Source organism: Acinetobacter sp. YH12138 (genome assembly GCF_015218525.1).
Classification (GTDB): Bacteria; Pseudomonadota; Gammaproteobacteria; order Pseudomonadales; family Moraxellaceae; genus Acinetobacter; species Acinetobacter amyesii.
On record NZ_CP048670.1, the window covers coordinates 2296286 to 2311722 of the forward strand.

The 15437-nt window shown below is 39.0% G+C and carries 13 protein-coding genes and 1 other RNA gene; 8 read left to right on the forward strand and 6 right to left on the reverse strand.

Features of this window, described 5'->3' with window-relative positions:
* The first annotated feature begins 50 nt into the window (after positions 1 to 50).
* Positions 51 to 215: a hypothetical protein gene (locus G0029_RS11145; RefSeq protein WP_180004157.1), complete on the forward strand. Its 165-nt coding sequence runs from the start codon at positions 51 to 53 to the stop codon at positions 213 to 215.
* Positions 216 to 460: 245 nt separating this feature from the next.
* The gene (locus tag G0029_RS11150; protein WP_180107605.1) at positions 461 to 604 is read left to right on the forward strand and encodes an alpha/beta fold hydrolase; all 144 of its coding nucleotides are present in this window, start codon (positions 461 to 463) and stop codon (positions 602 to 604) included.
* 183 nt (positions 605 to 787) lie between these two features.
* Here G0029_RS11150 and G0029_RS11155 read toward each other — a convergent pair whose 3' ends face one another.
* The 3 genes from G0029_RS11155 to G0029_RS11165 all read right to left on the reverse strand — a co-directional run bounded on the left by G0029_RS11155 (position 788) and on the right by G0029_RS11165 (position 4220).
* Positions 788 to 1963, reverse strand: coding sequence for a tetratricopeptide repeat protein (locus G0029_RS11155; protein WP_180107604.1), 1176 nt, complete (start codon positions 1961 to 1963; stop codon positions 788 to 790).
* 185 nt (positions 1964 to 2148) lie between these two features.
* On the reverse strand, positions 2149 to 3471 hold the full coding sequence (gene pepP, locus G0029_RS11160; RefSeq protein ID WP_180085785.1) for a Xaa-Pro aminopeptidase: 1323 nt from the start codon (positions 3469 to 3471) through the stop codon (positions 2149 to 2151).
* A gap of 131 nt (positions 3472 to 3602) precedes the next feature.
* The gene (locus G0029_RS11165; RefSeq protein WP_111885849.1) at positions 3603 to 4220 is read right to left on the reverse strand and encodes a UPF0149 family protein; all 618 of its coding nucleotides are present in this window, start codon (positions 4218 to 4220) and stop codon (positions 3603 to 3605) included.
* 64 nt (positions 4221 to 4284) lie between these two features.
* Between G0029_RS11165 and G0029_RS11170 the strand changes: the two genes are divergently transcribed.
* From G0029_RS11170 to ssrS, 3 genes are all read left to right on the forward strand, one after another.
* Complete coding sequence (locus tag G0029_RS11170; RefSeq protein ID WP_180107603.1) at positions 4285 to 4836, forward strand: hypothetical protein; 552 nt, start codon at positions 4285 to 4287, stop codon at positions 4834 to 4836.
* A 2-nt stretch (positions 4837 to 4838) separates the two neighbouring features.
* A complete protein-coding gene (locus tag G0029_RS11175) occupies positions 4839 to 5126 on the forward strand; it encodes a cell division protein ZapA (protein ID WP_168378082.1) in 288 nt (95 codons plus the stop codon).
* A 99-nt stretch (positions 5127 to 5225) separates the two neighbouring features.
* Positions 5226 to 5408: non-coding RNA, 6S RNA (gene ssrS, locus G0029_RS11180), on the forward strand.
* A gap of 152 nt (positions 5409 to 5560) precedes the next feature.
* On the opposite strand, the gene G0029_RS11185 is transcribed toward ssrS, so the two are convergent.
* From G0029_RS11185 to G0029_RS11195, 3 genes are all read right to left on the reverse strand, one after another.
* The gene (locus G0029_RS11185) at positions 5561 to 6025 is read right to left on the reverse strand and encodes a hypothetical protein (protein WP_180107602.1); all 465 of its coding nucleotides are present in this window, start codon (positions 6023 to 6025) and stop codon (positions 5561 to 5563) included.
* 85 nt (positions 6026 to 6110) lie between these two features.
* The gene (locus tag G0029_RS11190) at positions 6111 to 7310 is read right to left on the reverse strand and encodes a YncE family protein (RefSeq protein ID WP_227591920.1); all 1200 of its coding nucleotides are present in this window, start codon (positions 7308 to 7310) and stop codon (positions 6111 to 6113) included.
* Between the two features lie 261 nt (positions 7311 to 7571).
* Entirely contained in the window at positions 7572 to 11204 is a 3633-nt protein-coding gene (locus G0029_RS11195; protein WP_180109798.1) for a cadherin-like domain-containing protein, read from the reverse strand.
* On the opposite strand from G0029_RS11195, the gene G0029_RS18285 reads away from it, so the two are divergent.
* The 3 genes from G0029_RS18285 to lon all read left to right on the forward strand — a co-directional run bounded on the left by G0029_RS18285 (position 11185) and on the right by lon (position 15366).
* Entirely contained in the window at positions 11185 to 12069 is an 885-nt protein-coding gene (locus tag G0029_RS18285; protein ID WP_227591816.1) for an OmpA family protein, read from the forward strand. The genes G0029_RS11195 and G0029_RS18285 overlap by 20 nt on opposite strands.
* 135 nt (positions 12070 to 12204) lie before the next feature.
* On the forward strand, positions 12205 to 12792 hold the full coding sequence (locus G0029_RS11205; protein WP_180079045.1) for a 5-formyltetrahydrofolate cyclo-ligase: 588 nt from the start codon (positions 12205 to 12207) through the stop codon (positions 12790 to 12792).
* 147 nt (positions 12793 to 12939) lie between these two features.
* Positions 12940 to 15366, forward strand: a complete 2427-nt coding sequence (lon, locus tag G0029_RS11210) for an endopeptidase La (protein ID WP_180107599.1) — start codon at positions 12940 to 12942, stop codon at positions 15364 to 15366.
* The last annotated feature ends 71 nt before the right edge of the window (positions 15367 to 15437 follow it).

Here is a 15437-nt window from a genome sequence, read left to right on the forward strand (position 1 = left end):
GCTAACTACCTGATGATCAGCCTTTAGCCATTGCTCAATTAGTTGAATAAGTGATTGCAGCTGCAAAAACCAATTATGTTACACCATTCGGTTTAATGAGCTTTTCATTACACAACATTTTCTGGATATATTCCGCAGCAGAATATCCAGAAGATGTAATTTTTGTTGTGTTATTGGCGCCTTATCCTAAAGTTGATGCACGTACCAAGCTTTAATTTGAGTTAGGTACAGAGCAACTCTAAAGCGATGTCGAGCACTATTATTCAAACAGGTTTTAGCGCCAACTTTACCTTGGCATGGTGTGAAAATACTATGGCGCAAACCTTAGAAAATACGCTGCAAACCAATAATTGAGAAAGATTTACCCACCAAGCTGAGTTGTAGATTCATACCGATATGACTGAGCCAGCGAAAAAAAATCAACAAACAAACATTAGTGAATGGCTGTAATTATGATTATATGCCCCCGAGTGTATTGGTCAAATATGCTATAGATCTGATTTCACATGCTGAATATGCTGAACTGGCAACCGGACATTTGGCCGTATATGAAAAACCGGAAGAGTTTCTAAAATTAGCGACTGAGTTTTTACAAAAAACATAATGTTTGAATGAAGTTAAAAAGCCGATCTAATGATCGGTTTTTTTATATTTATTTAATTTTCTCCATGATTTGGTCAAAATATTGCGCTCATGTATTCAATTTATTTTCATTGCTATAGATAAAGATATAGAACACAAAAGACAGAAATGATCTCCTTAATACGGAATAATTTAAATGAATGGCTTAAGTATTAAAATGCTGGATTAATTTCTTCAATCGAATTTCTGCATCTTGATTAAAAGCATTCGCCGCTTGGTGATACCAGCGTTTCGCCATCTTTAAATCTTGAGCTGCGCCATTGCCTAGCTCATACATTAAGCCAATTTTATAGGGAGCAATTGCACAGCCTTGTTTTGCCGATTGCTTGTACAAGCTCATTGCTAGATTATAATCTTGATCAAGAATTTCGCCCTTTTCATATATTTCAGCAAGAGTCGTTCTTGCGTTTATATTTCCCTTTTCCACTGACTGATTCAGTAGATCTAAAGCGATATGAATATCTGTTTTAAATGGCTTTTTGAACAACAGCACGGCTAACTTCAGCATCGCTGCATCATCACCCTGATCAGCCGCTTTTTGATACCATCCTTGTGCTGTAACATCATTTTTTTCGACGCCGCATCCCGTTTCATACATTTCACCCAATTTAATTTGGGCTGCAATATCCCCTCTTGAGGCTAAACTCAAATAATCATCATAAGTACGCTGATTGTTATACTTAAACTTTATTTTCTTTACTGGATTATAATCACTATCAAAGATTTCAAAACCGACATAGTTTTTAAAGAGTTCAATCAATAACTGCCGAACCAATTGAGTATGATAAATTAAATGATCCTTTTCGCTAAAATAATAATACTGATAATAGCTTTCCAAATCTTGATTGATTTCTTCTTTTAAACTGTTTAAATCAGTCGTCCATTTTTTTTGAACTTTGCCATTTTCAACATATTCGTATAAATACCTTGTTGAAAAGTTTAACCATTCCTTTTCAAAATCTTGTCTTTCTCCATCCATGTAAAGTTCCTCTTCTTCCGCTTGAATGACACATCTGATTTCTACACCCTCTTTATAAAGCGCATAGCTATAGCTTGAATTTGTGTCTGCAAAATCAAAGAAGATCATCCATTTCATCGGCAACTGACTGCTTAGCAAACTGCTCCATTTTTCAGGTTCAGTAAAAGCAAAATGTGCTAATCCGGCACTATTGATACAAACAATATGATCCGTCAGCCACTCTATATCTAATGCAGATTTTGAGTTTTCTTCAAAATAAACCAGCCAATCATTTACCAGTCTTTCAATATCCTGTTGATTGCCATTAAAGGGAATAACCACCCCAGCTTTTCTAACGCCCATAATTATGATTAAAATAAAAAATTTATACGATTAATTTAAAAAGACTTATATCTAATTTTTGTAAAAACTTAACATCAGAAAATCAACTACATTGCTAATTAACCTTATTTATATGACTAGTATTTATATGACTGCTTATAGATAAAAAAAGCCGATCATTTGACCGGCTTTTTATTTCGTAAATTTTACTTTGCCATCAAGGCTTCAATGTCTTCCACCGACTTGACTACTGCAGCCGTCAATACACGTGGACCATTTTGAGTCGCTATAACATCATCCTCAATACGGATACCAATACCACGCCATTTTACATCCACTGTTTCATCATCTGGCGCAATATAAAGACCTGGCTCAACAGTCACAACCATACCTTCTTCATAGGCACGCCATTCACCCTCTTGCTTGTATGAACCGACGTCATGCACATCCATACCAAGCCAATGACCCGTACCATGCATATAGAATTGGCGGTAACTTTCTTTTGCGATGATTTCGTCAATATCTCCTTGCATAATGCCAAGATCCAATAAACCTTGAACTAGAATACGCACTGCAACGTTATGTGGTTCTTTATAAGAGTTGCCGATACGCACCGCATCAATCGCCGCAATTTGTGCATCGAGTACGATATTATAAAGTGCTTTTTGTTCAGGGCTGAATTTACCGTTGACTGGGAAAGTACGGGTAATGTCTGAGGCATAGAGCTGATATTCACATGCTGCATCAATCAGTACCAAATCACCATCTTTGAGTTCTTTGTCATTTTCCACATAGTGCAAAATACAGCCATTTTCACCGCCGCCGACAATGCTGTTATAGGAAGGCACACAGCCATTTTTACCAAAGACATAATTCAGTTCTGCTTCTAGTGCATATTCCATCATGCCCGGTTTAACCGTTTGCATGGCACGAGTATGCGCTTCTGCTGAAATATCCGAAGCAATTTGCATCAATTCAAGTTCATCATCAGATTTGTGCAGACGCATTTCATCAATGATGCGATCTAGTTGAATGACTTGAGCAGGCGCACTTGCACCCTTACGTGATTCACCACTTGCAGCCGAAATCCACTGCGCCACACGAGCATCAAAATCTGGTTGCTGCCCAATACGGTAGAATAATTTATCTTTATTTTGTAATTTTTCTAAAATTTCTTCGTCTAATAAATCAATGGCATAAGCCTCATCAGCTTCATAATCTTCTACAGCCCCATCTACACCCGCACGGTAGCCATTCCAAATTTCCATTTCACGGTCACGTTCACGGCAGAACAAACTATAGCTATAACCTTCTTCTTCGCTATCAAAGGTTTCAATCACTGCAACCGCTTCAGGTTCAGCAAAACCTGTTAAATAAAAGAAACTACTATCAGCTCGAAATTTATAATCTGCGTCGCGATTACGCATGGCTTCTTTGCTCGTGGCAATAATTGCAATACTACGTAGTCCCATTTCACCCGCAAGGATGTCTCGACGTTCTTGAAAATCCGCTTGAGTTAATTTCTTCATTTAAATACTTCTTATACCTGCTAGCTGATATTGTTTAAATTTTGATTCAATGGAATATGAATCTCTCAATCTATGTGAGGAATGTATAAAAACACGTAATACCTCACATAGATATAAGCAAAATTAATGCCTTAGCTTGGACGATGTGGGGTGAACATTTCAACCACATTACCCACTTGAGCCGATGAATTTTTAGCGCTCAGTTGTAGCAACGGTGTTTCTGAAACATCAACTTTGGTACGTCCCATAGAAAGGCTCACTGGGATTAAACGAACAAATTCGTATAATTCCTGATAGCTTTCTTCACCTTCTTCATCATCATCTGAATCTTCAAATTCTACTGAAGCGACATCCTGTAAATGCTCAATCAATTCTTGTTCATTGGTGCGCAGATGACCTGCCGCCAAACCAAAACCAAGAACCACACCTGCACACCAATCTGCCAAGGCTTGCACACGCTCACCTAGCAAGTGATCATCATCTGGTAATAAAGGAAGATAGTCGAGTTCATCATCTGAAAGTGAATGAGCTACATCTTCTGCTTCTTCAGTCAACAATGCCACCGCATCTTCGTCTAATTCAGCTACATCAAGCGTTGCTAAAATTTGTTGCCACTCTTCACGACTCGGGGGTTGTGACACACAAACTATACCAGTGAGTAGACCGTGTAACTCACTTGGGCTTGAAATTTCTTCAATTTTAGAAAAATTCTGGGACCAATCTGACCAACCTGAAATATCGTCTTGCATTCGCTTATCCAATCTCTATACTTCGTATATATTACCTTTGTTTGCAAGACTGTGCGACTACGTTATGTTAGAAGAATTACAGCGTCTCCAAGCGCATATTAGCGTTTTAAAAAAGCGACTGGCGCAATTTGAAAGCGAAAATAATGCCCTACAAGATGAGAAAAACTCGTCTGATGAGCACCATCATGCTCAAATTGTACATAAGAACGGTATTATCACCTCCAAACAAGAAGAAATTGATACGCTGAATGAGCAATTAACTGATTCACGTGCTCAACTTCACCAGCTGAATACTGATGCAACTGCTTTGGCTGACCGATATAGCCGTCTTGAAAAAAGCTGTACTGATCTAAAAAATCGTTTTCAAGAAATTTTGGCAGAACGTAATGAGCTACGTATCGTTAAAGAAAAGATGCAAAATGAACAGCGTCATGCTCAACAAGAAATTCAAGGTTTGCAGCAAGAACGTGAACGTTTATTGCAAAAAAATGAACATGCCAAAGCAAAAGTTGAAGCGATTATTCAACGTTTAGCTATTTTAGGTACAGCTCAAGATCAACATGCGCAAGAAATTCAACAATTGGCACATCCGACTGAAAGTAATGAGGAAGTTTGATCATGAGTGAACAAATTGCAGTTGATTTAAAAGTTCTAGGTCATAGTTTCCGTTTAGCAACTACTTCTGACCAACAAGCCGATTTAGAACGCGCAGCACAATTACTGAATGACAAATACGATGAATTTCGTCGTAAAGCACCACGTATGGAACCGAGTAAGCTGATCATTATGGTCGCACTTGAATTAATGCAAGAAGTCCTGTCAATGAATAAGAGTTTGCAAGAATATGCAAACTGCGAACTTTTGTTGCAAAATATTTTGGAACAAGTTGAAGAATTGACTGATTAATCGGTGGTTTAGTGATTATACTTTGCCCGATTGCTTCATTTTAAACACTTTGTCAGTGTTTGGTGATTTGCCAATAACGCTGAATTCGTTATACTGAGCACATCTCTGAGGTGTTCGCCAGCTAGGTCTAATCCCCTGCCGATACTTAAACTTATGGATGTGTTCTGTATATTCTGAGCGTATGCCCTCCTCGAGTGGGAAACCCAGCGAGTGTACGTCGCGTCCACCTTGAACTCATCGGGTTCAGGGTCACGACATTTGCAGCGGCATCTTCGGAGTGTTTATTTTCCAAATCCTTATTTAAATTACAAGCATTTGATTTAAAAAATTTTTTTAATTTACTATTCTATTTCCGTGCCCCTCTACTTTTGTTCTTCACCATAATTATTTCATTTAAGTTTGGTTAGTTTAAAAGTTTATTTACTCAAGTTAATTCATTTTTTGAGTTGTTCCAGTTTAGCTAACTGTCTATCCAAAGCTCTGTCCATTTCAGGAAGTATTTGTCGTAAATATTGAATGGATGAAATGGCTTCATCCAATTTCACAACGCCTTTTTTAACCAAATTATATTGTTGCTCGAGTAGAGCGAGTACTTGATTTTGATTCGGCTGCTGTCCCTGACTCATCAGCGTGTTTATTTGCTGAAATTGTTGATATACCTGTTCACGTTGCTGTAATAGCTCAGAGTGCGTTTCTCTGTCGAGTATTGATTGTTTGGAATTAGAACTTGAATGCTGCAATACATTTTCTGTAGTTCGCTCTGAACGTGTTTCAGACACTTTTTGTTGATCTAATGGTAGCTGTTCATGAACCTCCTGCTGCTTTGGTTTTAATAACTGAATCATCAACAATAAAATCAAGCCAACCACTAACCCGATAACAATCCATTTCTTATACATGATTCAATCTCTAAATGTTCTTCAATTAAAAAATTCAGAGCCGATTTGACTCTGAATTTTCCATTTTCATTTGAATTAAACTGTTTTACTGACTGCCCCATCCTGCTGGTGCATAACCTAAACGAACGCGCTGTGGGTGATTGCCAACAGGCACAGTGATGACTTTTTCACCTGTCGCGAAATCGATCACTGTTACTGCATCTGTGGCACTTTCAGAAATGACACAACGCTTACCATCTGGACTTTGCGTTGCCCAATACGGTTTGCCTGCAGCAATCAATTTCGCCACGGTCAAAGTTTTACGATCGACGATGGTGGCATAATCATCCATCGTTCCTGCAACACATAGTTTTTCACCATCTCCACTGATCGAAAGCCCATGATGGCGTGAGTCATTTACCCATTTCGTGCGATCAGAGGGAATAGTTGTACTTCCCGGAAGCTGTGCAATGCGCGTGACTTTGTCTTGATTGAGATCATATTCGACCAGACCATTAAAAAATGAGACCTGAGCATAGATTTTGGATTCATCTTTACTAAATACAATCGGTCGAACTGAGTTAGACAGGTCTTTACGTCCTACAGCATCTAAAGCAGGTCTAAAATCGATTTTTTTGAGGACTTTATAGCTTTGAGCATCTGCGATCGTGATGTAGCGTTTGCCTTTGGTAAAGTCTTGCCAAGATGCATCCATGGCTGTTTCGACATTACCAATGGCTGAATTTAAGATTTTAGTACCTTTGGCAAAATAGATATTTTCATGTGGTTTATCGCCCGTCGCAAAACGTCCTAGTTCTTTGCCCGTGTTGATATCAATTATATGTACAACATTCCCTGAAGATGCTGAAACAGCAACTTGTTGCCCATCGGGTGAAACCGCCATATGGTCTGCGCGAAATCCTTCAACGGGTGTGCGCCAATTGATTTTTCCTGTTGCTATGTTAATCGAAACTACATCTGCATAACTTGGGCGTGATGCAACTACCGATTTACCATCAGGTGTGGAATACATGTCATCGACCAATTGATCATTTCCCTCTCCTGCTGTATTACGAATATAGCTATAGGCGATCAATTTTACAGGGTTAAGGTAAATTTCAGTGAGCCGTTCTTTTTTGTCGGGCACCATATTGATGACACCAACTTTCTGATAGTTTTTTGCAGGATTGATGACTGTAACCGTACCATCCCAGTTATTGCCGACAAAAAAGACTTGCTGGCTATTGGGTGGAACGGGTGCAGTGGTTGTCGCTGCGAAAGTAAGTGGCGACACCGCAACCGTCATACAAAGAACTGTCCTGATCCAGAGATTCTTTTTCATTTTTATTGTCCATTAATTTGTTTTTATGCATACCTTTTGAGCTACGTCATCAGATAAGTGTCGCTTTTTAAGCGCAAAGAAAGCTTATTCAATATACAAGTGTAGATATAGCGTATTTGTTTTAATTCCGATGAGTTGTTGATTAAAACCAAGTCTTCAATCTGCATTCACTTTTTGGGAAGCAAAAAAAAGCACCCGAAGGTGCTTTTTTAGTTCATCAAATGATTAGTAAATAATTTGATTATTGTTGATTAGGTCATCTAGTTCGACTTTGCTCGTTTGATTGAGCAAGACTACAAGATCTTGTGATTCATATTCCGTACCTGATGTGCCATCACGGTCAATTGAAATCACAGCTGAATCAGTTTCTTCGTCATATGCTACTGTTACAAACTCTGCGAGATTCGCTTCAGTTGCATCGTCAGAAAGTAATGAAGATATATCGATTTGGTCAGTTGTAGAAAAATCATTTACGGTTGTTAATGCATTTCCACCCAAATTATCGTCTGCAAGAAGGTCAAAAACAATATCATCACCAATAAGTAAACTTTCACGTTCTAATGAGAACATCGCAAACGATGCTGTCGCAGTCACTGTTTCCTGAATAGGAAGCACATTGTTACTGTTTCCTAACTCTGTTTCGAGCTGAGTTGTAAGTACATTTACATCTTGAATTGAGGTTTCAGGGACTGTAACTTTCACGACAAAATCTTCAACTTGACTACTTGAAGTGCCTTGATAAGTATAATACCCATCTGAATCTTTGCTTACTGATATACCATTTACCGAAACTTTGGCATCAACTAAAGCATCAAGAGCAGCAGATTTAAATTTCACACCATTTACATTCACATTTGCCTCTGCATCATTTAAAACTTCTGCATGTAAAGTAAATTGTAAAACTTTCTCTAGAGCGCCTGCTTCCGGAGCTATTACACCAAGTTGATCCTGTCCATTTTGATTTTTCTCACCTGTCTTAGCAATTTGAGTTCCATCCGCAAATAGCACACCTTCCAACATATTAATTTGGAAACCACTTACATTTTGGACACCCGTAATACTCAAGTTAAAACCATCAATATAGTTGGTTGTATCAGAGTTGTTTAAAATCATTGAATTGACAGGATATTTTTCACCTGAATACGCTTCATCAAATACAATCCAGTCACTCGGAGTACCTTTTTGACCTCCAAAGTCTTTAGGGAAACTATTTGAGAAATTAAGCCCAAGCTCATTCTGAGTCAGAACTTTGTTAATTTTCTCCCAATTGATAATAATAATTTCAGAAACGTTAATTTCACTTTTCAAATTAGTAAAGATTCTTAGCGCATCGTTAATTTTATTGAAATCATTACCATACTGTGGATCATTGATAATAGCTTGCATCTGTGCAGCAATATCTACAATTTTCGCACCCGCAACAAGATCATCAGAAACATAATTACCTTGTGCATCTTTATAAATCGTACCTAGGTTTGGAACTTTAATCACTGAACTTGATGAACCACCACTTGTTCCACCTGATGTTGAAGTTGATACCGAAATTTCACTTGTTAATGTTGCTTTTAACTCAATGAGTTCAGCATTGCCAGTTACAGGAGTTGTAACCTTACCATCAGTAACTTGAAGACTTATCGAAGGTAGTGCAGCACCTGAATTTAACTGATCCGCACCTTTCTGAGTTAAGGTTACAGATTGATCAGCCACTGATAATTGATAGAAACCGTCTGCACTAACTGTCGAGCCATTAGCAAATGTCACAGTCAGACTATCATTATCTGCATCCGATGCAGCATAAGCAGCAATTTTTTGACCGGAAACAGCTGCACCAACAGTGACTACTTCTGGTTCAATTTCAATTTCAGGTGCAGCGTTTGTTACAGAAGCAGGATACAAAATTACACCGAACTCTAATTCTGAACTTGCAGTTGAACCATTCGATTTTTCAGTTGCAAGAGATTCAAGCTTCACGTTCAACTGTAAAGAATTACCCGTAACAGCCAAACTTGGTGGTGCAATCGCCACTAAGCTTGAACCTTCGATACTCATGCCATCAGCGACAAAACTTAAATTGCCATTTGTATCCGCAGTTCCAAGCAATACTCGAGTTCCGTCCTCTGTAATACCATAAATTTTCATACCTTCAACTAAACCAGAGAAATTCAGTGTTAAGCTTTCAGAACTATCGAGATCATTCAAACTAGTATTAAGTAGACCAAGAGAAATATCCTGTCCAACTTCACCACTTAGGTTGAAATATGGTCTATGGAAACCATTTTGATCTTTATCGGTACTACTTCCTTGAATCAAGTCAGATACTTGCCATTCCACAGAAGGATTAGTCTGTTGATAAAAATTATTCAGATCTGATACAGCAGCATCAAGACTAGGATAATAACTTATCTTATCACCATGTGACTGATCGATTAATTGGAAATCATAATTACCCTGACCTGCTTGGTTATGCATGTAGAAATCAAAGGTATAGAACCCTGACTCTTTAGCGGTAAAGCTAAGGTCTACCGATTGGCTCAAGCCTCCCCAACTCACAAATACAGGATCTTGGTTTCCAATAATCAACATACCACTATCATCTGCTTTACCTTTATAGCTATAAGTATGCCCAGCTTCCAAATACACATAACCTGTAATTGCAACGCCTTCATAGGTTGCTACACTTGAATCAACCAAACTTGTAGTTTCACTAGTGCTTGCAGGTGGAAGAGTTGTATTTTTCGAACTGGTTAAGTATTCAAAAACCGTTCTCAAGGTATCTGCTGGCATGCCATTACCATTACCTTGCAATAAATTATAAGATTTTCCATCAACAGTAACAGTTTTAAGATTATTCCAAGTTTGAATATTTAAATTAACTGCCGTTGGGCTCCAATCTAATAAATCTAATGTTAAAGAAGGCTTATCTGCCACTGCATCAACAACAATTTCCAATTCACCTGAAGTCACATGTTTACCATCAGAAACATTAAATTCTAGGCCTGCATATACTCCGCCGTCAGTTGCTGAAGCTTCGTTAAAATCTGGCGCAAATACAACTTTTCCGGCATTAATATCAGCATAAGATAGTGTTTGACCCACGATGATTGGTGTTTTATTCCCAGCAGCATCTACGATTGTCAATACACCGTCTTTTGGCAGATTTGTTACCGTAATAACAAGCTGATCATTTGCTGTATTTGCATCTGAAATACCAAAATGCGCCCATGTTAATGTCACACTTTGATCTTCTATCGTAACCACTTGGGTTGTCTCAACTTCAGGAGCGATATTGTCCACTGGGACAGTTTTATCTACTTCCTCACCAGGATTACCTGATTCATCTTCATAGCTATCTGTAGGGACAGTTACTGTAACGTTACCATCAACACCTGGAGGTACTTCACCAGTCACCACATATGAGCCATCTAGTTGTTCCACTGGCGGTGTAAATGGTACTTCGATCGGACCTTTTGGACCTCCAACAATGATTTTATCTTCTGTAATTGTCGATGGATCAACATCATCAGGATAAGTCACAGTGATCTTACCATCTGGTGTAATCGTCACTTCTGCTACAAGCGGAACCATATTGATGTTTTCGTTGCCTGTACCTGGTAGACCCAGGTTACCCGAAGTGTCTTCATATGAACCTTCTGGTACATTAACCGTAACTTTGCCTTCAACGTCCTCTGGCACTTTACCCGTTACCGTAATTGAACCGTCTGGTTGAGTCTCAGGTGTACCAAACTCAACCACAATGTCTTTGCCATTTGGATCTTTAACCGTAATTTGGTCAGGCGTAATTGTGGATGGATCGGTGTCATCAGGGTAAGTCTGTACGATGTCACCATTCGGTGTCACAGTCACTTCAACTTGTGGACGCTCAGTTGTCGCATGTTCAACTTTATCTGGCGTAAATAAATATGCAAAACCAGATAATTTATTGTTTCAAAACAATATTATTGATGTATACAAAATACATGTTCAACGTGATGAAAAATTATGCGCAGATGATCAAGCTAAGAACCAAAAATGTGCAACTAAGCTCTATATAGATGACTTTAAAGCCGGTGATTTTTATATTAATAATTCTGCTGATTTTTATTTAAAAGAAGGTGAATACCAATTTAAGGTGAAAAATTGTACAAATCTTTGTGAAAATTATTCAGTTAGCTATTGTGTAAACGAAAATTCACTTTTGAATAACTTATTACTTACAGTTGATAATAATGGCAAACCTATTATATTAAATAATGATGGCACTACGATTAATAATTGCCCGATTAGAGAAAATGCTCTAAATAATGTGATAAAACCAATTGAACCGAGTTTAGATAATATAAATTTAGCTGCCGATTCTTTATTTAAATTTAATGGTGGCAAATTAACCGATTTACTTCCTGCTGGTAAATCAAGCTTGAATGAACTAGCAACTAAACTTAATAACCAATATGCACGTATTGATATGATTAAGCTTACCGGCCATACCGACCGTTTAGGCAGTGAAAAATATAATCAGCAACTTGCATTGCAACGTGCACTAACTGTCAAAAATTACTTAATGAACCAAGGGATTGCTGCTGATAAATTAAGTTTCGCTTCAGCAGGTGAAACTCAGCCTGTAACCAATGGTTGTTTTGATGTGCAAGATCGAAATGCCTTAAAAGCTTGCTTACAAGCAGACCGCCGTGTTGATGTGCAAATTCTTGGTATAAAAAAACCTTAAATAAGTATGCGTTCCTTAAGCTAACTAGTGTTTAAGGAACGCTTTATATAAAAAAGATAAAACCTATTTTTTCGGACTTTTAAGCTTGAACGCGTTAAAATGCCTTGAGAATTTTGTGCTACTTTGAAATGAATCATGACTTTCAGCACCACCAGCCTTCGTAAACAACTCCGCAAGCAGCGTCGTAGCCTAAACCTATGGACCCAACGACAAGCTGAACAACAAGTCCTACAGCGTTTAGTCAGACTCAGTCATTTTCAGAGCAGTCAGCATATAGGCGTGTATTTACATGCGTTCGGTGAAATTCACACTCAAAAGATCATCCACTACTGTTTTGCACATCAAAAACACGTGTATTTACCCATGATTTGCAACATGAATCAGCAACTGGTTTGGGTTGAAATCTCACGTCATCAATATATTAGTAAACGTTTTTCTCATCACCCGCTCGGTATGAAAGAACCGATGGCAAGCCGCGGGAAGCATGTTTCTCACCTTGACCTTTTAATAATGCCCTTGCTGGCTTGCGATAAGTACGGCACACGTATTGGTATGGGGGGTGGCTTCTACGATAAAACATTAGCGACTGCCCACTCTACCCCATACCGTTTAGGACTTGGCCATGATTTTCAACTCATTCAAGATCCCTTGGTTCGAGAAGCATGGGATCAACCGCTAGATGGCTTTATTAGCCCATCTCAAACTTTAAGTTTCAAACGTTAATTTGATATTTTTGACACTGAGTTACACTTAAAAATCACATATTTAGTCATTTTTTACACATTTTAATTGGCATGACCCTTGTAATTTAAAAAATACACATCACTATAAAAAACATGGCAACACCGTTGTCACTCATTAGGAGTGCCCATGTCTGAGATTATTATGAATGAAGAAAGCTTGGAAACTACAATTCCGAGCGTATTACCGCTCTTAGCGCTACGAGATGTGGTTGTATATCCTCACATGCAAATTGCACTGTTTGTGGGTCGTGAAAAGTCGATCAATGCAGTCAATGTCGCACGTGACAGTGACAATCTTGTATTCGTAGTTGCACAAAAAGATTCGCTAACAGAAGAAATTGATCACGACAATTTATATCAATACGGTACTGTCGCGAAGATTGTGCAAGTTGTGAATCATGAGAATGATGAAAACTGTATAAAAGTACTGATTGAAGGCTTATATCGTGCCAAGTTAGAAAAAATTATCGATGCCGATAATTACCTGACTGCCGAGCATTCATTAAGCCCAATGACGGTTTCTGTAGACTCAGAAACTCAGAATAACCGTGTGGAAGAATTACGCACCTTATTTGCTCAATATGCAGAAGCAAAATTGCGTAACGCACGTGAATTGATTGCAGCAGCCAATAAAATTGATGATTTGCTACAATTATTATTCTTCGTAGCAACACGCGTGCCTTTGAATATTGATGTAAAGCAAAAATTCTTAGAGCATGATGAATTTGAAGCGCATTTAGCTGAGCTCATGACGTATTTATTACAACAGTCAGAAGAGCAGCAAATTGAGCAAACCTTACATGATTCTGTGAAACGCCAAATGGAAAAGAATCAGCGTGAATACTTCTTAAATGAAAAAATGAAGGTCATTCAACGCGAACTTTCTGACATGAATGGCGGTGGTGAGGATGACGTTGCAGAAATTGAAAAACGTCTAGCTGAAGCCGATTTACCTGAACATGTACGCAAGAAAGCTGAAAATGAGTTCCGTAAGCTAAAAGCAATGCAACCTGCTTCGAGCGAAGCTGCTGTCGTGCGTAACTATCTAGAAGTTATTTTAGATACGCCTTGGAACAAAGCCAGCAAAGTCAGCATTAACCTTGCGAAAGCTCAAGATATTCTTGATGCCGATCACTATGGTTTAGACGACGTGAAAGACCGCATTGTGGAATACCTTGCTGTTCAATCACGTGTAAAAAAACTTCGTGGCCCAATCCTGTGCTTAGTTGGTCCTCCAGGTGTAGGTAAAACTTCACTCGGTGAATCTGTTGCCAAAGCAACTGGCCGTGAATTTGTCCGTATGGCGCTTGGCGGCGTGCGTGATGAAGCTGAAATCCGTGGTCACCGTCGTACTTATATTGGTGCGATGCCAGGTAAAATTGTGCAGTCTTTGACAAAAGTTGGCGTAAAGAACCCACTGTTCTTACTCGATGAAATTGACAAAATGGCGCAAGACTACCGTGGCGACCCTGCTTCAGCATTGCTTGAAGTCCTAGATCCATCACAAAACAGCAAGTTCAATGATCACTACTTAGATCTTGATCTAGACCTTTCTGAAGTGATGTTCATCTGTACTGCAAACAGCATGAATATTCCAGAAGCTTTGCTTGACCGTATGGAAGTGATTCGTCTACCGGGTTACACCGAAGATGAAAAAGTGAATATTGCTGAACGTTACCTTGTTCCAAAAGCCATCAAGAATAATGGTCTACGCGCAAAAGAATTAACCGTTCACGAAGAAGCCATTCGCGATATCGTACAACGTTATACACGTGAAGCCGGTGTGCGTAGCTTAGAGCGTGAAGTGTCGAAAATTGCGCGTAAAGTCGTGAAAGAAGCGGTGAGCAAGAAAGCGAAAAATCTTCAAATTGAAGTGAATTCGAAAAATCTTCCTGACTACTTAGGTCCACACAAATTCGACTTCGGTATGGCCGAAGAAGAAGCTGAAGTGGGTCGTGTAAATGGCTTGGCATGGACATCTGTTGGTGGTGAACTACTGACGATTGAAGTTGCAGCAGTTAAAGGTAAAGGCAAGTTCATTACCACCGGTTCTCTTGGCGATGTCATGAAAGAATCGATCACAGCAGCGATGACCGTTGTACGTACCCGTGCAGATGAACTGGGTATTGAAGCGATTCGCTTTGAAGAAACAGATGTGCATGTGCATTTACCAGAAGGCGCAACACCGAAAGATGGTCCATCTGCTGGTTTGGCCCTGACCACTGCTCTGGTTTCAGCGTTTACAGGCATTGCGATTCGTCCAGATATTGCGATGACAGGTGAAACCAGTCTTGGTGGACGTGCAATGCGCATTGGTGGTTTAAAAGAAAAACTTCTCGCTGCTCACCGTGGTGGCATCAAGCTTGTCTTTATCCCACAAGACAATGTTCGTGACTTGGCTGAGATTCCAGACAATGTCAAAGAAGGTCTAGAAATTAAACCAGTAAAATCAATTGATGAGATTTTACCTCTAGCCTTGGTTGATATGCCGAAACCTCTTGCAAAGACACCGATTGTCAAAGCAACTGAAGGTGGCAAAGCTGCTCGTCACTAAGCGCTAGCAACTCGCAATAAATGAAAAAAAGCCCTGTTTCAACAGGGCTTTTTTTATTCATGCTTTCAACT

Coding starts and splice junctions, on each gene's coding strand:
- G0029_RS11150 (WP_180107605.1), top strand. CDS start 461: ATGCCCCCGAGTGTATTGGTCAAATATGCTATAGATCTGATTTCACAT.
- G0029_RS11155 (WP_180107604.1), bottom strand. CDS start 1,963: ATGGGCGTTAGAAAAGCTGGGGTGGTTATTCCCTTTAATGGCAATCAA.
- pepP (WP_180085785.1), bottom strand. CDS start 3,471: ATGAAGAAATTAACTCAAGCGGATTTTCAAGAACGTCGAGACATCCTT.
- G0029_RS11165 (WP_111885849.1), bottom strand. CDS start 4,220: ATGCAAGACGATATTTCAGGTTGGTCAGATTGGTCCCAGAATTTTTCT.
- G0029_RS11170 (WP_180107603.1), top strand. CDS start 4,285: ATGTTAGAAGAATTACAGCGTCTCCAAGCGCATATTAGCGTTTTAAAA.
- G0029_RS11175 (WP_168378082.1), top strand. CDS start 4,839: ATGAGTGAACAAATTGCAGTTGATTTAAAAGTTCTAGGTCATAGTTTC.
- G0029_RS11185 (WP_180107602.1), bottom strand. CDS start 6,025: ATGTATAAGAAATGGATTGTTATCGGGTTAGTGGTTGGCTTGATTTTA.
- G0029_RS11190 (WP_227591920.1), bottom strand. CDS start 7,310: ATGACGGTTGCGGTGTCGCCACTTACTTTCGCAGCGACAACCACTGCA.
- G0029_RS18285 (WP_227591816.1), top strand. CDS start 11,185: ATGTCACCATTCGGTGTCACAGTCACTTCAACTTGTGGACGCTCAGTT.
- G0029_RS11205 (WP_180079045.1), top strand. CDS start 12,205: ATGACTTTCAGCACCACCAGCCTTCGTAAACAACTCCGCAAGCAGCGT.
- lon (WP_180107599.1), top strand. CDS start 12,940: ATGTCTGAGATTATTATGAATGAAGAAAGCTTGGAAACTACAATTCCG.